Source organism: Streptomyces pilosus (assembly GCF_014649835.1).
In the GTDB taxonomy this organism is placed as follows: Bacteria; Actinomycetota; Actinomycetes; order Streptomycetales; family Streptomycetaceae; genus Streptomyces; species Streptomyces pilosus.
Map to the genome: position 1 here is coordinate 422,318 of NZ_BMTU01000004.1, position 19,272 is coordinate 441,589.

The 19,272-nt window shown below is 73.9% G+C and carries 12 protein-coding genes; 8 read left to right on the forward strand and 4 right to left on the reverse strand.

The window, feature by feature from the left end; all coding sequences use genetic code 11:
* Positions 1–3: 3 nt before the first annotated feature.
* From IE118_RS12970 to IE118_RS12985, 4 genes are all read right to left on the reverse strand, one after another.
* Positions 4–1,113, reverse strand: a complete 1,110-nt coding sequence (locus tag IE118_RS12970) for a hypothetical protein (RefSeq protein WP_189557955.1) — start codon at positions 1,111–1,113, stop codon at positions 4–6.
* Entirely contained in the window at positions 1,110–2,165 is a 1,056-nt protein-coding gene (locus IE118_RS12975; RefSeq protein WP_189557956.1) for a hypothetical protein, read from the reverse strand. The genes IE118_RS12970 and IE118_RS12975 overlap by 4 nt, the downstream gene beginning before the upstream one ends.
* A 110-nt stretch (positions 2,166–2,275) precedes the next feature.
* Positions 2,276–4,603, reverse strand: a complete 2,328-nt coding sequence (locus tag IE118_RS12980) for an FdhF/YdeP family oxidoreductase (RefSeq protein ID WP_229846789.1) — start codon at positions 4,601–4,603, stop codon at positions 2,276–2,278.
* A gap of 119 nt (positions 4,604–4,722) precedes the next feature.
* A complete protein-coding gene (locus IE118_RS12985; protein WP_189557958.1) occupies positions 4,723–5,235 on the reverse strand; it encodes an SRPBCC family protein in 513 nt (170 codons plus the stop codon).
* A 683-nt stretch (positions 5,236–5,918) separates the two neighbouring features.
* Here IE118_RS12985 and IE118_RS12990 point away from each other — a divergent pair.
* From IE118_RS12990 to IE118_RS13025, 8 genes are all read left to right on the forward strand, one after another.
* On the forward strand, positions 5,919–7,397 hold the full coding sequence (locus IE118_RS12990; protein WP_189557959.1) for a sugar transferase: 1,479 nt from the start codon (positions 5,919–5,921) through the stop codon (positions 7,395–7,397).
* A 73-nt stretch (positions 7,398–7,470) separates the two neighbouring features.
* Positions 7,471–8,790 carry a nucleotide sugar dehydrogenase gene (locus IE118_RS12995; RefSeq protein WP_189557960.1) on the forward strand — a complete coding sequence of 440 codons (1,320 nt, stop codon included), beginning with the start codon at positions 7,471–7,473 and terminating at the stop codon, positions 8,788–8,790.
* Positions 8,780–10,060 carry a glycosyltransferase family 4 protein gene (locus tag IE118_RS13000; protein WP_189557961.1) on the forward strand — a complete coding sequence of 427 codons (1,281 nt, stop codon included), beginning with the start codon at positions 8,780–8,782 and terminating at the stop codon, positions 10,058–10,060. The genes IE118_RS12995 and IE118_RS13000 overlap by 11 nt, the downstream gene beginning before the upstream one ends.
* A complete protein-coding gene (locus tag IE118_RS13005) occupies positions 10,057–11,424 on the forward strand; it encodes a Wzz/FepE/Etk N-terminal domain-containing protein (protein ID WP_189557962.1) in 1,368 nt (455 codons plus the stop codon). The genes IE118_RS13000 and IE118_RS13005 overlap by 4 nt, the downstream gene beginning before the upstream one ends.
* Complete coding sequence (locus tag IE118_RS13010) at positions 11,421–12,986, forward strand: Wzz/FepE/Etk N-terminal domain-containing protein (RefSeq protein ID WP_189557963.1); 1,566 nt, start codon at positions 11,421–11,423, stop codon at positions 12,984–12,986. The genes IE118_RS13005 and IE118_RS13010 overlap by 4 nt, the downstream gene beginning before the upstream one ends.
* Positions 12,987–12,989: 3 nt before the next feature.
* A complete protein-coding gene (gene asnB / locus IE118_RS13015) occupies positions 12,990–14,921 on the forward strand; it encodes an asparagine synthase (glutamine-hydrolyzing) (protein ID WP_189557964.1) in 1,932 nt (643 codons plus the stop codon).
* A 17-nt stretch (positions 14,922–14,938) separates the two neighbouring features.
* On the forward strand, positions 14,939–17,122 hold the full coding sequence (locus IE118_RS13020; protein ID WP_189557965.1) for a bi-domain-containing oxidoreductase: 2,184 nt from the start codon (positions 14,939–14,941) through the stop codon (positions 17,120–17,122).
* A complete protein-coding gene (locus IE118_RS13025) occupies positions 17,119–19,269 on the forward strand; it encodes an alginate lyase family protein (protein ID WP_189557966.1) in 2,151 nt (716 codons plus the stop codon). The genes IE118_RS13020 and IE118_RS13025 overlap by 4 nt, the downstream gene beginning before the upstream one ends.
* The last annotated feature ends 3 nt before the right edge of the window (positions 19,270–19,272 follow it).

The following is a 19,272-nucleotide window of genomic DNA, read 5'->3' on the forward strand; positions in this document are numbered from 1 at the left end:
CGGTCAGCCGAAGCGCAGGATGCGGGGCACGAAGGTGCCCTCGGGGCCGTCGGCCCGGCCGGCCGACCACACCGTGTCCGTGCCGGGCACCGGTGCCAGCGTCAGGGTTCGCGATCCGCCCTCCCCGGCCACGGCCGGTTCGCCGTACTCGGTGAAGGACTGCCCGTCCCGGGCGAGGAAGTCCGGCCCGGGGACCATGGCCGGCCAGGTCTCCGGCGGTCCCCACTTCATCGAGGAGCTCACCGCGACCCAGCCCAGTTCCCCCGTGGGGGTGGGTGTCAGGGCGCTGACGGAGCCGAAGTCGGTGGGGACGGTCACCCTGGTCCACCGTTCACCGTCCCAGCGGGCCAGCAGGGGCGGGATCGGCCTGCCCACCGGGCCGCCGACGAAGCCGGCCGTGCCGCCCGCCCACACCTCCGTCGGCGAGACGGCGAGGACGCTGCCCACGGCCGAGCGCGGGAAGCCGTCCACGACCGTGAGAGTCCAGTCCTGCCCGTCCCAGTGCGACACGGCCGCACCGGAGGCGGTGGCGCCCGCGGCCCAGACGTCGTCGGCTGCCAGGACGTGCAGGCCGTACACGGACTGGTCCGGTACCGGGACGTCCTGCCAGCCGTTGCCCGCCCGGCGCAGCAGCGCCTGCGCGCCGTCCCGGGAGCCGATCAGCCAGGTCTCCCCGCCGCCGGTGACGACCTGGGTCAGCAGGACACCACTCGGCGGCCGGCTCTCCCGCCAGGCGGTCCCGTCGAAGCGGAGCAGCCGGGCGGCGCCCGCCGTGTCACGGCCGACCGCCCACACCTCCTCCGGTGAGACCGCGGCGACGGAGAGCAGTTCCCCCTGCCAGCCCCTGCCGGGCAGGTCCTGCCGGTGCCAGGCGGTGCCGTCCCAGCGCAGGAGCAGCGGGAAGCCCGGCGCCGTGCGGCCGACGGCGTCGGCGCCCACCGCCCAGGCCCGGTCGGGCCCGAGGGCCACGGCCCCGGTGAGCCGGGCCTGCGGACGCACCTCGTCCGGCACGGGGACGTGCTGCCAGGACGCGGTACCGGCGGCGGCCGGCACCATGAGGGCCGTGACGGCCAGGGCGGCGGCGAGGAGCGCGACGAGAAGTCTGCGGGTCATGACCGGCCTCCCAGCCGCTCGCTCATCAGGTTCGGTTGCGAGCCGAAGATCTCGGCGGTCCCGAAGGACAGCAGTGAGGACCCGGCGACCGCCAGGGCCTGCGGCTTCACCTCGATCGCGTTCGGGCGTTCGGGACCGTAGGAGAAGGTGGTGCGGGCGCCGTTCACCCGCGCGTACTTCGACTGGAACGCCCGGTCGCTGACCACCGGCAGCCACAGCGCGCCGTCGGGGCCGCGCGTCAGGGCCTCGGCGGAGGTGTCGCCCAGCGGCGGGTACGTGGTGCGCCAGGTGGAGCCGGTGCGGGTCGTCAGGTACGTGCGGGCCACGCCGTCGGTGTACCGGCTGCCGCCGATGGTGACCCGGCCGGACGGTTCGGGCAGGATCGTGTGGACGTTGCTGTCCGGCGGCAGGGGCACTCCGGCGTCCCGCCAGGCCGTGCCGTCCCAGCGCAGGATGCCCGCCCCGGTGGTGGTGTCCGCCCAGGCCCAGACGTCGGTGGCCGTGCGCGCGGTGATCCCCATCAGGTAGTGCACGCCGTCCGGGACGGACTGCTCGCTCCAGCCGGAGCCGTCGTGGTGCAGCACCGTGAGCCCGGTGTCGTCCTCACCGACCACCCAGGCCGCGCCCGGCACCGCGGCGAAGTCCTGGTACGTCCACAGCGTCCGCGGCAGCGGGAGGGTGCTCCACCCGGCCGCCGACCACCGGAGGATCTGCGCCGCCCCGTCCCTGCCGTGGAGGATCCACACCTCGTCACCGACGAACTGCACCTTGCCCAGGTGGCCGGACTCACCCGCGCCGGGGAAGGAGGTGTCCCTGCTCCACGCCGTGCCGTCCCACCGGTGCAGCACGGGCCGCATGAGACCGTCGACGTACTCGTTCCCGGTGGCCCAGGCGTCCCCGGGCCCCCGGGCGGCGAGGTCGGACACGTACACCGGCGACCGTGCCGCCGGCACCTCCAGCACCGACCAGTCCGGTCGCGCCGCGGCGGCCGGCGCCAGGGCCGCGACACAGGCGATCACCAGACCCACGACGACTGCACGAAGTCCGTTCACGAGCCCCCCAGGACGCGAAGGCCGCACACGCTAGGGGCATGTACCCGCCCCGCACCAGGCGGCATCCGGCCAAGGAGGGATCGCCGGCGCGCCCTGCTCCGCCGGTGCCGTCAGGGGCGCTCCGCGGTCCCGCCCCCGCGGTCACCCGAGCGCGGCTCCAGACGGACGACGATGCCCTTGTACGTCGGCGTGTTGCTGGTGTCGGCCACGCTGTCCAGCGGCACCAGGACGTTGGCCTCCGGGTAGTAGGCGGCCGCGCACCCGGCCGTCGTGGGATAGGAGACGAGCCGGAAGTCCTCGGCACGCCGTTCGGTGCCGTCCGGCCAGACACTGACCACGTCCGCCCGGCAGCCGTCCTCGAGTCCGAGGGCGCGCAGGTCGGCGGGGTGGACGAGCACCACGCGACGCGAGCCGTGGATGCCCCGGTAGCGGTCGTCGGTGGTGTACGGCACCGTGTTCCACTGGTCGTGGGAGCGCAGCGTCTGCAGGAGGAGATGCCCGCGGGGAGCGCGCAGCGACTCGAAGCGGTTGACGGTGAACAGCGCCTTGCCGGCGGGGGTGGGGAAGACGCCCTCGTTCACCGGGTTCGGCAGGGTGAAACCGCCCGGCTTGCGCACCCTGCTGTTGAAGTTCTCGAAGCCGGGGACGACCCGCGCGATGCGGTCCCGGACGGTGCCGTAGTCCGCCTCGAAGTCCTCCCAGGGCACGGGCACCTTGTCGGCCAGGGTCCGGCGGGCCAGCCGGCTGAGGATCGCGACCTCGCTGAGCAGGTGCTCCGAGGCCGGGTCCAGGCGGCCGGACGAGGCGTGCACCTGGCTCATGGAGTCCTCGACGGTGATGAACTGCTCTTCACTGTTCTGGCAGTCCCGCTCGCTGCGGCCGAGGGTGGGCAGGATCAGCGCGGTGTCGCCGCAGACGGTGTGGGAGCGGTTCAGCTTGGTGGAGATGTGCGCGGTGAGGCGGCAGCGGCGCACCGCCTCCTCGGTCAGGTCGCTGTCGGGGGTGGCCCGTACGAAGTTGCCCGCGAGGCCGAGGAAGACCTTGACACGGCCTTCGAGCATGGCCCGGATGGAGTTCACCGCGTCCAGGCCGTGACGGGTGGGCGGCGTGAAGGAGAATTCGCGTTCGAGGGCGTCCAGGAAGCCCTGGGGCATCCGCTCCCAGATGCCCATGGTCCGGTCCCCCTGGACGTTGCTGTGTCCGCGCACCGGGCAGACGCCGGCTCCGGGCCTGCCGATGTTGCCCCGCAGCAGCTGGAAGTTCACCAGCTCGCGGATGGTGGGCACGGCATGCTTGTGCTGGGTGAGTCCCATCGCCCAGCAGACGATGATCCGCTCGCTGGCCAGGACCCGGTCCCGCAGTTCCTCGATCTGGCCGCGGGTCAGGCCGGTGGCGGCCAGGACGTCCGGCCAGGAGACGGTGGAGCGGATGTGGGCGGCGAACTCGTCGAAGCCGCTGGTGCGCCGGTCGATGAAATCCCGGTCCAGCACGGTGCCCGGCGCGGCGTCCTCGGCCTCCAGCAGGAGCAGGTTCAGCGCCTGGAAGAGGGCCAGGTCGCCACCGAGCCGGATCTGCAGGAACTGGTCCGCGATGTTGGTGCCCCGGCCGACGACCCCGCGTGGCTTCTGCGGGTTCTTGAAGCGCATGAGGCCCGCCTCGGGCAGCGGGTTGACGGCGACGATCTGCCCGCCCCCGCGTTTGGTCTCCTCCAGCGCGGAGAGCATGCGGGGGTGGTTGCTGCCCGGGTTCTGCCCCAGGGTGATCACGAGGTCGGCGTGCTGGATGTCCAGCAGGCTCACGTTGCCCTTGCCGGTGCCCAGCGTCTCGTACAGGGCCGCGCCGCTCGACTCGTGGCACAGGTTGGAGCAGTCGGGCAGGTTGTTGGTCCCCAGGGCCCGGGCGAAGAGCTGGAGCACGAAGGCGGGCTCGTTGCCGGCCCGGCCCGAGGTGTAGAAGACCGCCTCGTCGGGTGAGTCCATGGCCCGCAGCTCGCCGGCGATCAGGCCCAGGGCGTCGTGCCAGCTGATCGGCTCGTAGTGATCGGCGCCCGGCCGCTTCACCATGGGCTGGGTGAGCCGCCCCTGCTGGTTCAGCCACCGGTCCGAGCCGCGTGCCAGTTCGGAGACCGGATACCGCCGGAAGAAGTCGGGGGTGACGCGCCGCGTGGTGGCGTCGTCGTTGGCGTGTTTGGCGCCGTTCTCGCAGTACTCGTTCGTGTGGCGCCTGCCCGGCGCGGGGTCCGGCCAGGCGCAGCCCGGGCAGTCGAAGCCCTCGGTCTGGTTGATGTCGAGCAGGTTCAGTGCCGTACGGCGGGGCGACGTCTCGGCGAGGGAGTACCGCACCGCGTGGGCCACCGCGGGCACACCCGCCGCCCATGTCTTCGGCGGAGTGATCTTCGCCCGCTCGCCGCCCGGATCACCGTTCGATGACTCTCGCACCGCGTCCACCTTCCGCTCCGTTCCCCTCGCCCGTTCCGTTGTCCGCCGACCGGGGAACGGACGAGTGTGGGCCTTCCATGACATATCACCTCGGGCGAGGTGGGGCGTCGCGGCGGTTCTCAGCCGACCGGCCAGTTCGGCACCTCGCGCGGCAGCCGGCCGGAGTCCGGTTCGACGTGTCCGCCACTGATCGTTCCGCGCCACTGCCCGCTCTCCCGGCCCTGGCCCTCGATGTACTCCTTGAAGCGCGCGAAGTCCTCCCGCGCCTGCCTGCGGACCAGCCCCAGGGCGTCCCCCACCCGCTCGGCCGCACCCCGCGGGGTGAAGTCGACACGGAAGGCGACGCGGCAGCGGTCCTCCCCCAGCGCCCGGAAGGTCACCTCGCCGATCAGGCGGGGTGTCCCCACGGAGCGCCACACGATGCGCTCGTCGGGACGCTGCTCACTGATCTCCGCGTCGAACTCGCGGGTCACGCCACCGAACCTGGTCACCCAGTGCGTCATGGAGGAGCGCGACCGCTCCACCCGGCGCACACCGCGCATGAAGACGGGGAAGCACTCGAACTGGGTCCACTGGTTGTAGGCCATCCGGACCGGGACGTCGATGTCGGCGGCGCCTTCGATGACGCTCATGGGCGTTCCTCCTCTCCGCCACGGCCCAGGGGCCATGGACGTACGCCCCGTGCGGCCGGGTGCCCTCCTCGCGGGCCCTCAACCGCCGACCGGGCGGAGGGCACCACGGAGGGCGGCGGCGTCGCCCCGCTCCCGGCGGACGGCCGGGCCGGCCGCCCCGGCCTCACAGGGGGCAGCCGGGAGGTCCGCCCCGGGCACGCCCAGGCACCCCCTTCAACAGGCCGGACGCCCATGTCTACGTCAACTATCAGCCCTTGAACACAAATTGCACACAACCCCTCTTCATATCAGCCCCTCATGGTCTAGATTGACCGTGCTTCAGATGTTCGGGCACGAGGCGACCAAAATGATCTATGGGTCCGGCGTTGTGGAAAGCACGTGGTCACATCCCCGACGCCCGGCGTGGGGGTGATCAATTCTTGAGCCCGCCAGGGGCTTCGGGTGCGGGGAGCAGCCGAGGTCTCCAAGGGTTTTCCCGGCACCTCGAACGTTCGGCGGTAAGGCGAGTCGCTGCCGCCGGGGTGGGGTGATCAAGCAGTTCTGCGTCAGTCGGCACGTCATGCGCGGAGGCGGGGGCCTCACGCGGGGAGGAACGGCGCGGCACGGGGGGCGGGGGCCTTCCGTGGGTGGGGAGGAACAGTGCTAGGCGAACACGTCGAACCACTGGGGACCTGGGGGGTTCTGTGCGGCAAGGGGGATTACTCAGCCCGTTTCCGTCGACGCGCGGGCGTCCGGCGGACGGGACCATCAGCCGGCCCGCGACCGACTGGGAACAGCGGTACCGCCGTACGGTGATCACCGGCGATGCCGTGGCCACGGCCTTCGTGGTGGCGGGAATCGGCAACTTCTTCGGGGCGCGGGACGCGGCCGACTGGCACGAGAAATGGGGAATTCTCGCATTCGGCACCTGGCTGCTGGTGCTGGGGGCGCTGGCGGTGAGCCGGTCATGGGCTCCGGCGGTTCTCGGCCAGGGCGCGGAGGAATTCCGCCGGCTCGGCCGCTCCCTGTTCATGGCGACCGTCATCCTGGCACTCGGCGGAATAGCGCTCACCTCGCGCAACATCAAACTGTGGATCTTCGTGGCGATTCCCGCGATCGCGGTCGTCACCATGACGGAGCGGTATCTGCTGCGCCTCCGGCTGCACAGACAACGCAAGGAGGGCCGGTGTCTGAGACCGGTGCTGGCCGCCGGCAGCCCGGCCACCGTGCGCGACCTGATCACCCGGACCCGCAAGTTCCCGCACCTCGGCTGGCGGGTGGACGCCGTGTGCACCACGTACGGCGCGGGGGCCGACGGTGACCGGCTCGACGGAGTGCCGGTCGTCGGCCGGCTGACGGACGTCGCGGGCCACGTCCACCGCGACGGCTACCGCGTCGTCGCCGTCACCCCGGACCCGCACTGGTCGCCGGAGCGGCTCCAGCGGCTGGCCTGGAGCCTGGAGGGCAGCGACACCGAGATGGTGGTGGCCCCCGTGCTGATGGAGGTGGCCGGTCCGCGGCTGCACATCGACGCGGTGCTCGGCATCCCGCTGCTGCGGGTCAGCATGCCGACCTTCAGCGGCGGCCGCCGCGCGGTCAAGGGGGTCGTCGACCGGCTGGGCGCGGCGCTGCTGCTGATCCTGTTCGCGCCGCTGATGGTGTGCGTCGGGCTGCTCGTGGCCACGGACAGCCGGGGCGGGGTGTTCTACCGCCAGCGCCGCGTGGGCAAGGACGGCCGCGAGTTCACCATGCTCAAGTTCCGCACCATGGTCGCCGGGGCCGACCGGGCCCGCGCGGAGCTGATCCACCGCAACGAGGGCGCGGGGCTGCTGTTCAAGCTCCGCAGGGATCCGCGGGTGACCCGGGTGGGGACGGTGCTGCGCCGGTACTCGCTCGACGAGCTGCCGCAGCTGTTCAACGTGCTCACCGGTTCGATGTCGCTCGTCGGTCCGCGGCCCCCGTTGCCGGAGGAGTCCGCGGCCTACGGTCCGGACATCCGCCGGCGGCTGCTGGTCAAGCCCGGCCTCACCGGCCTGTGGCAGATCAGCGGACGCAGCGACCTGTCATGGGAGGAAACGGTCCGCCTGGACCTGCGGTACGTGGAGGACTGGTCGCTCGCCCTGGACACGGTGATCCTGTGGAAGACGCTGCGCGCGGTGATCCACGGGCAGGGGGCCTACTGATGCGGGGCGGCCGAGGACCGGCCGGCGCGCGGACAGCAGGCCGCGAGGGCCTGCCTGGGGGGAGGAACGGGTCATGAGAATCAGCGTGTTCGGGCTCGGCTACGTGGGCTGTGTGTCGGCCGCGTGCCTGGCCGACATGGGGCACAGCGTCGTCGGGGTGGACGTCAACCAGGTCAAGGTCGACCTGGTCAACGACGGCAGGGCCCCGGTGGTCGAGGAGCGGATCGGCGAGCTGATCGAAGGGGTCGTGCGGACCGGGGCGTTACGCGCCACCGGCGACGTCCGCGAGGCGATCCGGGACAGCGAGGTGTCGCTGGTCTGCGTGGGCACCCCCTCGGAGCCCAACGGCAGCCTCTGCACCACCTACCTGGAGCGGGTCACCGAGCAGATCGGCGCGGCGCTCGCCGAGCGGGGCGGGCGGCACACCGTGGTGTTCCGCAGCACCATGCTCCCCGGCACCTGCCTCGACCTGCTGGTGCCGATCCTGGAGAAGTACGTCGGCGGCACGGCCGGCGTGGACATCGGGGTCGCGGTCAACCCGGAGTTCCTGCGCGAGGGCACCAGCGTGCGGGACTTCTTCGACCCGCCCAAGACCGTCATCGGTGAGCTCGACCCGGCGAGCGGCGACGTGGTGGCGGCGCTGTACGACGGTCTGCCCGGCGAGGTGTTCCGGGTGCCGATCCCCACGGCCGAGGCGATCAAGTACGCCGACAACGCCTTCCACGGCCTCAAGATCGGCTTCGCGAACGAGCTGGGCGCGGTGTGCCAGGCCCTCGGGGTGGACTCGCACCAGGTCATGGACGTGTTCCTGGCCGACCGCAAGCTGAACATCAGCCCCGCCTACCTGCGGCCCGGCTTCGCCTTCGGCGGCTCCTGCCTGCCCAAGGACCTGCGCAGCCTGGTCCACGCGGCCCGGCGCGCCGACGTCTCGGTGCCCATCCTCGCCCACGTGCTGCCCTCCAACGCCGACCACCTGCAACGCGCGGTGGAACTGGTGGAGCGCACCGGCAAGCGCCGGGTCGGGATGTTCGGGCTGTCCTTCAAACCCGGCACCGACGACCTCCGCGAGAGCCCGCTCGTCGAACTGGCGGAACGTCTCTTCGGCAAGGGGTACGACCTGCGGATCCACGACGCCAACGTGAGCCTGTCCCGGCTGCTCGGCGCGAACCGCGAGTACATCGAGAACCGGCTGCCGCACCTCGCGCAGCTCCTCGCGGACTCCGTCGACGAGGTGCTCGAACACGCCGAGGTGTGCCTGGTCGGGACCCGGGACCCGGCCGTCCTGTCGGCGCTGCCCCGTGGCGGCGGTGGCCCGGTGATCGTCGATCTCGTCCGCCTTCCCGACGCCGAGGCGCGCCGGACCGAACCGGGGTACATGGGCCTTGCTTGGTGACACATCGTTCACGGACCCGGCCGGCGGCGGCCGCACGGACCGGCGCGCACTGATCCTCGTGGAGAACCTGTCGGTGCCGTTCGACCGGCGGGTGTGGCAGGAGTGCGCCACCCTGCGCGACGCGGGCTGGGAGGTGCACGTCATCTGCCCGCGGGGCACCAAGCGGGACACGGAGCCCGAAGCGGTGATCGACGGGGTGCGGATCCACCGCTACCCGCTGCGCGCGGCCACCGGCGGCCCGGCCGGCTACCTGCGGGAGTACGGATCGGCGCTGTGGCACACCGTACGGCTGGCCCGGAGGGTCGGCCCGGTCGACGTGGTGCACGCCTGCAACCCGCCCGACCTGCTGTTCCTGCCCGCCCTGTGGATGAAGCGGCGCGGCGCGCGGTTCGTCTTCGACCAGCACGACCTGGTACCCGAGCTGTACCTCTCCCGGTTCGGCCGCGGGAAGGACCTGCTGTACCGCGGCGTGTGCGCGCTGGAGCGGATGACCTACCGGGCCGCGGACGTCGTGCTCGCCACGAACGAGAGCTACCGGGACGTCGCGGTGCGCCGCGGCGGGCGGCGGCCCGAGGACGTGTTCGTGGTGCGCAGCGCCCCGGACACCGGCCGCTTCCACCCCGTGCCGCCCGAACCGGAGCTGAAGCGCGGCAAGCCCCATCTGCTGTGCTACCTGGGTGTGATGGGGCCGCAGGACGGCGTCGACTACGCCCTGCGGGCCCTGGCGAAACTGCGTGACGAGGTCGGACGGACCGACTGGCACGCGGTGTTCGTCGGCGGCGGCGACACCTTCGACGCGATGGTGGAGCTGTCCGGGCGGCTCGGACTCGCGGACCAGGTGCAGTTCACCGGCCGTGTCCCGGACGCCGACCTGGTGCGCTACCTGTCCACCGCGGACGTGTGCCTCTCCCCCGACCCGCACAACCCGCTCAATGACGTGTCGACCATGAACAAGGTCCTGGAGTACATGGTGATGGGCCGTCCGGTCGTCTCGTTCGACCTCCGTGAGGCGCGCGTCTCCGCCGCAGACGCCGCCGTCTACGCGCCCGCGAACGACGAGGCGGAGTTCGCCCGGCTCGTCGCGCGGCTGCTGGACGAGCCGGAGACCCGCTCCCGGATGGGCAGGATCGGCCAGGAGCGGATCGGCGGACCGCTCTCCTGGCGCCATTCGCAGGCGTCGCTGCTCGCCGCCTACGCCGCCGCCTGCCGCGACCGGCCTCCGGTGCGGGCGGCCGGTCCGGGCCGGGCAGGGAAGAGGCCGCGTCGTTGAGCGAGGACACGATTCGCCTGGTCACGATCGGGCGGCTGATCCGCCGCCGCCGGCGGCTGCTCGCCGTCCTCACCGTGCTGGGCGCGCTCGTCGGCTACGGCGCCTCCCTGGTGTTCCCGCCGCGCTACACGACGTCGGCGTCGGTGCTGCTGCCGGGGGCGTGGGAGGAACGCGAGCTGCTGACCCAGGTGGAGATCGCGACGAGTTCGGTGGTGGTCGACCGCGCCGCCGCCGAGCTCGACCGGGACGGGGCCGGGGGAGGCGACCTGCGGGACCGGGTGTCCGCCAGGGCCGCCGACGGGAACATCATCGAGATCTCGGGCACCGCCGACACCCCCGGGCGCGCCCAGCGGCTCGCGGACGTGATGGTCGAGCAGTACGTCACCTTCACCGCGCGGGTCGTCGCCGACACCGCCGACCCCGTGGCGGCGGCACGGCCCGAGGAACTCCGGCAGCTCGTGCTGCGGACCAGCCGCCGCATCACCGAACTGGCCGACGCGGCCGACCCGGGGCGGACCGTGGAGAGCGTGCAGACCCGCACCGAGCTCGCGAAGCTGCGCACCGCGCTCCAGGAGGCCGTCACCAAGCTGGACCAGGCCGGCCCCGCCGCGGCCGGGACCGGTCTGGTGGTCATGGGTCCGGCGGCCCGGCCGGACGGCGAGGCACCGCCGACCAGGCCGCACCTCGTCGCCGCCGGAGCCCTGTCGTTCTTCCTCCTCGCGGTCGTCGGCCACCTCACCGCCGCCCGCGTGAACCGCCGGCCGCGCACCGCGCCGGAGATCGCCGCGGCGCTCCGCACGACACCGCTGGGCACCGTCGACGTACCCGGTGAACGCCCCGCGCACCGGCCCGGGGAGCACGGCACACGGGCCCGGATCAGCCGGCTGCTCGGCACCGGCACCCGGTGGGACGCGCCCGCCCCGCGGGCGTCCGGCGACGAGACCGGCCGCCGGCTCCGCTACCGGCGGGTGTGCGCCCGCCTCCGTGACCGGCTGCCCGCCCCCCGGCGGCTGCTGGCCGTGGTCCCCGACGGCGACGTGACCGCCCTGCGGGCCGCCGAGCGGCTCGCCGCCGAGGCCGGGGACGATCCGCGCCTGCGGGTGGTGCGCGTACCGGTGCCCCGGCCGGTCGTGCCGGACCACGACGACGCGTCCGGCGCCCTCGTCGTGCTCGGCGCGGGCGACTGGACCACCGAGGAACTCACCGGCCTCGCCGAGGCGTGCGCGGACGCGGGGCACGAGGTGGTCGGCGTCGTCCTCGCCGACCCGGTGCCCACCCCTGCGGCACGGGCCGCCGACCGCCCCCGGGACGCCGCGGCGCCGGCGCTCGCGGTGGGCGACGGCACGACGGGAGGTCCGGCGTGACGACACCCGCCGCACCGGACGCACCGGTCTCCGCCCCGCTGCTGGACCTGCACTCCCTGGTGGTCGCGGTACGCAGACGGCGGCGCCTGTGGTGTGCCCTGGCCCTGTTCGGGCTGCTCGCCGGCACGGCGGTGGCGGTGCTCCTGCCCCCGCCGCCGACCGCGGTGACCCAGGTGCTGGTCGCCCACCAGCAGGACCAGCCGAACGACCCCGGGACGCTCATCCGCACCGACGCCGCCCTGCTGCACACCACACGGATCGCCGGTGCGGCGCTGAAGTCCCTCGGGTCCCCGGAGAAGCCGGAGGACTTCATGGCGGACTACGAGGGTCTCGGTCTCACCAACAACCTGCTCCGGATCACGGTCACCGGTGACACCGACGCGGAAGCGGTCGCCCGCGCCGGTGCCCTGGCCGACGCGTTCGTCACGGACCACGTGCGGCGCATCAGGGAAGCCGCGAACGCCGAGGCCGAGACGCTGCTCGAACAGCGGGACCGCATGCGGGAGGAGCTCGACCGGGTCAACGAGACGATCGGGGACGGACCTCCCGAGAGCGATCCGCGGGATTCGGCGGACATGGAGTCGCTCTTCGCCCGCCGGGCCGAACTCACCTCCCGCATCACCGACTTCGGCCAGCGCGCCGCGGAAGCACGCGTCGGCACGCCCCGGCTCGTGGCCGGCACCCAGGTCGTGGACGCGCCGCGCGTGGTGCGGCACTCCCTGCCCAGGACGGCCGCCACCGACGGAGCGATCGGTCTCGTCCTCGGGCTCGCCCTCGGACTCGCGGTGGCCGCGGTCACCTCGGTGGTGGCGGACCGCCCCGTGCTGCGCCGGGACATCGCGGCGCACCTCGGTGCCTCGGTCGTCGCCGAACTGCCCCGCCGGACGGCCGCGCCGTGGCGGCGCCGCCGGACCCGGACGGCACGCACCCGCCTCACCACGTCCCTGACCCGCACCGTGCGCTCCTCCGCGGAGCCGCTGTCGCTGCTGGAGCTGGGCTGTGCCCGCGCCGCGGGTGACATCGCCCTGGACCTCGCCCGCGCGCTGGCGGCGGAGGAACCCGTGGCCGTCGTCGACGGTCTGCCGGGCCCGCAGCTCTCGCGCCGCCGCCCGCGGCCCGGGGACCCGGTTGTGATCGACGGCGGACGGGCCGCGGACGTGCCGCCCGGGCAGCGCGGCATCGGCGTCGGCTCGGTGGCGCCCGGCACGGCGTGGACCGACCTGCGGTACCTCGGCACCCGGACCGTGCTGGTCGTGCGGGCGGGGCACGGCAGCACCGCGTGGCTGCACACCGTGGCGCGGCAGCTCGCGGAACAGCGTGTCGCGGTGATCGGCGTGGTGCTGATCGACCCGGACCCGCGGGACCGGACCGACGGCACCCTGTGGGACGGCCCGCCCACCGGCCCGTACCCCGGTCCGCGCGGCCACGGCGAGCGGGCGGCCCGGCGGAACGGTGGGGGTACCTCCCGCGCCGTCCAGGCAGTGGGGGACGGCCCGCGGCGGGCCGAGCGGCAGCCGACGGCGGCGGCCCGGGTCCAGGACAGCGACCAGGAGGCGCGGTAGTACATGTGTGGCATCTCAGGCACGTACCGATGGCCGGACGGGAAGGCCGTCACCGACCGGCTCACCGACACCCTCGCCCACCGCGGGCCCGACGGGGCGGGCCGGTACAGCCACTCCCTGGGGGACGGCGAGGTGCACCTCGGGCACCGCCGGCTGGCCGTGATCGACCTGTCCGGGACCGGCGCCCAGCCGATGGTCTCCGGCGGCCTCGTCCTGACGTACAACGGGGAGCTGTACAACGCGCCCGAGCTGCGCGCCGAACTGGAGTCCGCCGGGGTGCGCTTCCGCGGCACCTCCGACACCGAGGTGCTGCTGGAGGCGTGGCGGCGCTGGGGCACGGACTGCCTTCCCCGGCTGCGCGGCATGTTCGCGTTCGGGGTCTTCGACGAGCGGACCGGTGAGCTGGTGCTCGCCCGCGACCAGCTCGGCGTCAAACCGCTGTTCCTGCTGCGGCGCGGCGAGGGCCTGGTGTTCGCCTCCGAGCTCAAGGCGCTCGCCGCCGTGACCGGCGGGTCGCTGGAGGTGGACCACGCGGCCCTGGTGGCCTCACTGCTCTACTACTGGGTCCCGGACTCGCGGTGCGCGTTCCGCGAGGCGGAGAAGCTGCCGCCGGGCAGCTGGCTGAGGTGCCGGCCCGACGGCCGGGTGGAGCGTGGCCGGTACTGGAACCTGAGGGACGTCGCCGCCGAGGCCCGGGAGCGGTCCCTGGCCGGGGAGCAGCCGGACGTCGCCGCCGTCGTGGAGGAGTCGACCCGGCGTCACCTGCTCTCCGACGTGCCGGTGGCGACCTTCCTCTCCGGCGGCCTGGACTCCAGCTACCTGACCGCGCTGGCGGCCCGCGACCGGCCGGGGATCGCCGCGTACACGATCGGGTTCCGCGCCGAGGACGCGAGATTCGAGGCGATGCCGGACGACCTGCGGTACGCCCGGCAGGTGGCCGAGCGGTTCGGCGTCGACCTGCGCGAGATCGAGATCGCCCCGGACGTGCTCGACCTGCTGCCGCGGATGACGTACCACCTGGACGAGCCGATCGGCGATCCCGCCGCGATCAACACGTTCCTGATCTGCTCGGCCGCCCGGGAGGCCGGGGTGAAGGTGATGCTCTCGGGGATGGGCGCCGACGAGCTGTTCGCCGGATACCGCAAACACCTGGCCAACCTGCTGGCACTGCGCTACCAGCAGGTCCCGGGGCCCCTGCGGCGCGGGGTGTCCGGCGCCGTGGACCGGCTGCCGGTGGCCACCGCCCGCCGGGGGTACCGGTCGGTGCGCTTCGCGAAACGGTTCCTGTCCTTCGCCGGCCTGCCGGAGGAGACCGCCTTCCGGCGCAGCTACACCCTCTACGACCGGCACGAACTGCTCGGCCTGATCGACCCGGACCTCGCCGGGACGGTCGACGACGTACTGACCGAGCACGCGGACGTCTACGCGGACAACGGCCTGGACGACTTCGTCAACCGCATGTGCCTGGCCGACACCCGCATGTTCCTGCCGGGGCTGAACCTCGCGTACACCGACCGCTCCAGCATGGCCGCCTCGACCGAGGTGCGGGTGCCGTACGTGGACGTCGAGGTGGTGAAGGCGGCGTTCGCCGTGCCCGGCCGCCGCAAGATCGCCGGACGGCAGGGGAAGGCCGTCCTCAAGGAGGCGGCCGTCTCGGTCCTGCCCCGGGAGATCGTCCACCGGCCCAAGGGCCTGTTCAGCGCCCCGCTGCGGGCCTGGATGAGCCGGGACCTGGCACCGCTGGTGCGCGAGGTGGTCGACGACGGCGAACTCGTCCGCTCCGGCTTCCTGCGCCGCGACGCCCTCCAGCGGCTCGTCGCCGCGGACGCCGCCGGACAGCAGGACTACTCCAAGCATCTGTGGCACGTGCTGACCCTCGAGTACTGGTACCGCGGCGCGACCTCCGGGTCCGGCCAGAACCCTCCGACGGCGTAGAGAACAAGAGGACTTCGGTGAAACAGGTCGTACAGAACTACAAGACCGGCGAACTGGCGCTGCTCGACGTGCCGGTGCCGGGGTGCAAGCCGGGCGGGGTGCTGGTGCGCACCGCCTACTCGCTGATCTCCACCGGCACCGAGCTGATGAAGGTGTCCGAGGCCGGCATGTCGATGCTGGGCAAGGCCCGCTCCCGCCCGGACCAGGTGGCCAAGGTGGTGCAGAGCGTCGCCGTCAACGGCGTGCCCGCCACCTACCGCAAGGTGATGGGCAAGCTGGACTCCTACACGCCGCTCGGCTACTCGCTGTGCGGGGTGGTGGAGCAGGTCGGTGACGGGATCGACGACGTCAAGGCCGGCGACCTGGTGGCCTGCGCCGGGAACGAGCACGCGCTGCACGCCGAGCTGAACTGGGTACCGAAGAACCTCTACTCCCCGGTGCCGGACGGTCTCGCGCCCGAGCACGCGGCCTTCGGCACCGTCGGGTCGATCGCGCTGCAGGGGGTGCGCCGGGGCGAGCCGCAGCTCGGCGACGTCGCCCTCGTCATCGGCCTCGGGCTGATCGGCCAGTTGGTGGTGCAGCTGCTCGCCGCCTCGGGCGTCCGGGTCGTCGGGGCCGACCCCGACCCGGTGCGCTGCGAGCTCGCCGGGCGGCTCGGCGCGACGGCCTGCGCCGACCCCGGTTCCCCGGCCGTGGAGCAGGCCGTGGCCGAACTCACCGGCGGGCTGGGCGTGGACCAGGTGTACCTGGCCGCCGGCGGCGACAGCAACCAGCCCGTCGAGCTGGCCGCCCGGCTCTCCCGGGACCGGGGCCGGGTGGTCGACATCGGCAAGTGCCGCCTCGACCTGCCGTGGAACGCGTACTACGAGAAGGAACTCGACGTCCGGTTCTCCCGCAGCTACGGCCCCGGGCGCTACGACCCGGAGTACGAACTCCAGGGCCGGGACTACCCGGTGGGCTACGTGCGCTGGACCGAGCGCCGCAACCTGGCGTGCTTCCTCGACCTCGCCGCCCGGGGCCGCGTCGACGTGGGGCCGCTGGTCTCCCGCACGGCCGACTTCGACGACGCCGTCGAGACGTACCGGAGCCTGCAGGACGGCGGCCTGAAGGCCGTGGCCGTGCTGTTCCGTTACCCCGGGCAGGCGGTGGAGGCGCCGGCCCCGGAGGTGGCGGTGCCCGCGGTGCGCCGCGGCGGCCCGGTGTCCGCCCCGGCGCGGGCCGCCGGGACGCCGGTGCGGCTGGCGTTCGTCGGCGCGGGCAACTACGCCACGTCGATGCTGCTGCCGCACCTGGTGGGGCGCGAGGGTGTCGAGCTGTCCGCGGTCGTCACCACGACGGCGCTGTCCGCGGCCAACGCGCAGCGGAAGTTCGGCTTCGCCGGGGCGACCACCGATCTCGACGCCGTGCTCGGCGACCCGGCCGTCGACGCGGTGTTCGTGGTCACCCGGCACAGTTCGCACGCCGGCCTGACCCGCAAGGCGCTGCTGGCCGGCAAGGCGGTGTTCGTGGAGAAGCCGCTGGCGCTCTCCGGGGACGAACTGGCGGGCGTGCTGGCGGCCGTGGAGGAGTCCGGCAACGACCGGCTCCAGGTGGGCTTCAACCGCCGCTTCGCGCCGCTGCTGCGGGAGGCGATGGAGAGGTTCGGCGCCCGGAACGGGCCGGGACACGTCCGCTGCCTGGTCAACGCGGGCCGTCTCGACCACGGCAGCTGGTACCTCCAGCAGGGCACGGAGGGCTCGCGGTTCGTGGGCGAGGGCGGGCACTTCATCGACACGGCGAGCCGGCTGCTCGGGGCCGACCCGGTCTCGGTGTACGCGCTCACCACGCCCGGCGGCGAGGACCTCCAGGTCGTGCTGCGCTACCCGGGCGGGTCCACCGCGAGCATCGGCTACGTCACCACGGGACCGGCGGGCTTCCCCAAGGAGACCATCGACCTGGTCGCGGACGGCCGGGCGCTGCGCCTCGACGACTTCGTCCGTGCCTCGGTCTACGACGGCCGCAAGCGGTGGGTCAGCTCGCGGCTGCCCAAGGCCCGGGACAAGGGCCAGTCGGCGCAACTGGCCGCCTTCGTCAGGGCGGTGCGGACGGGCGGCCCGATGCCGGTGCCGCTGGAGTCGCTGGTCGCCACCACGGCGGCGACCCTCGCCGTGCCGGCCGGCCTGGCCGCGGGCGTGCCGGTGACGCTGGCGGGGGCGCGATGACCGTGCGCGCGGGCAGTCGGGGATGGTACCTGCGGCGGCTGTCCCGGATGGGGCCGCGGGAGGTCGGCGGCCGGGTGGGTGACGCGGTGCGCAGGCGGCGGTGGCGGTCGGCGCCGCCGCCGGACTGCCCGGACGTGACCGGCGCCCGGTTCACCGCCGTCCTGCCCGCCGGGACGGTCGACGCGGTGCCGCCGGACGCCGCGAAACGCCTGGTCGCCGAGGCGGACCGGCTGATGGCCGGGCACGGCGGCTTCTTCGGGGTGGAGCGCGACGACCTCACCGACCCGGACTGGTGGTCCGACCCGAAGACCGGGCGCCGGGCCCCGGGAGGCTACGCCTTCGACGTGCCGTACCGGGACGAGGACGCGGTCGGTGACATCAAGCAGATCTGGGAGCCCTCCCGGCACCAGTACCTCACCGTGCTCGCCGCCGCCCACGCGGTCACCGGGGACGAGCGGTACGCCGAGCGCGTCGCCGGGCACCTGCGGTCGTGGTGGGCGGCCAACCCGCCGCTGCGCGGGGTGCACTGGACCAGCGGCATCGAGCTGGGCATCCGGCTGCTGTCCTGGGTGTGGATCCGGCGGCTGCTGGACGGCTGGCCGGGCGCGGCCGGGCTGTTCGAGGACAACCCGGTGGCACGGAACCAGATCTGGCACCACCAGCGCTGGCTGGCCGCCTTCCCCAGCCGGGGGTCCTCGGCCAACAACCACGCGGTCGCCGAGGCGGCCGGACAGCTCGCCGCCGCCTGCGCGTTCGGCTGGTTCCCCGGCTCGGCGCGGCTGCGGGACGACGCGCTGCGGTCCCTCGACCGGCACCTGCGCGGCAACACCTTCCGCTCCGGCCTCAACCGCGAGCTGGCCACCGAGTACCACGGGCTGGTCCTGGAACTCGGCCTGGCCGCCGTCGCCGAGGCCGACGCCGCGGGCGTGCCGGTGCCGGCGACCGTGCGGCTGGTGCTGCTGCGGATGACGGACGCGCTCGCGGCCGTCGTGGACGACCGGCTGCGGCCTCCGCGCCAGGGGGACGCCGACGACGGGCACGGTCTGGTCCTGGACGGGGCGGGCACCGACCGCTGGGGTTCGCTGCTGGCCACCGGGGAGGCCGTGTTCGGCCGACTCCCGTGGTGGCCGGAGGTGACCGGCACGGACGTGCGCACCCCGCTGCTGGCCGCTCTGGTCCGGCCCGGAACCGGCCCGGACCTCTCCCCCGCTTCCGCGGCCGGCGCGCGCCCCGGCCGCCCGGCGTCCCCGGGCGGGTCGCCGCGCCCCGGGACGGTCCCGCGTGCCGGCCGCGGAGCGCTCCCGGACCGGTGGCTCCGCCGTCCGTCCGGCGCCGCCGGGCTCGTACGGCCGCCGGACGGCGGGACGGTCCGGGCCGGTTCCGCGCCGGCCGTGTCCCGGCCGGCGCGGAGGCCGGACCACTTCGCCGACGCGGGGCTCACCGTCCTGCGCGGCCCCGGAGGGATCTGGTGCCGGTGCGACGGCGGCCCGCACGGGTTCCTGTCCATCGCCGCGCACGCCCACGCGGACGCGCTGTCCGTGGAGGTCCGGCACGACGGGGTCGACGTGCTCGCCGACCCGGGGACCTACTGCTACCACGGGCAGCCCGAGTGGCGGCGGTACTTCCGGTCGACCCTCGGCCACAACACCCTGGAACTGGACGGCACCGACCAGTCCGTCTCCGGCGGCCCGTTCCTGTGGACCCGGCACGCCCGCAGCCGCGTCCTGTCCGTGGACACCTCCGGCGAGGAGGCGGCCCGCTGGTGCGCCGAGCACGACGGGTACGGGACGTCCGTGCACCGCCGCCGGGTGGAACTCACGTACGCGACCAGGGAACTGAGGGTGGTCGACGAGGTGAGCGGCCCCCGCCGGGCCGTCCGGCTGGCGTTCCACCTCGGGCCCGCGGTCACCGCGGACCTGGCGGGCGACCGGGCGGTGCTCACCTGGGCCCGGGACGGCGAGGACCGCTCCGCGGTGCTCGACCTGCCCGCGGCACTGGAGTGGCGGGCGCACCGCGGCGAGAGCGACCCGCCGCTGGGCTGGTACTCCCCCGGCTTCGGCCGCAGGGAGCCCGCCACCACGCTGGTCGGCACCGGCTTCACCGACGGCACGGAGGGCTTCACCACCGTGCTCGGCTTCCAGGACTGAGGG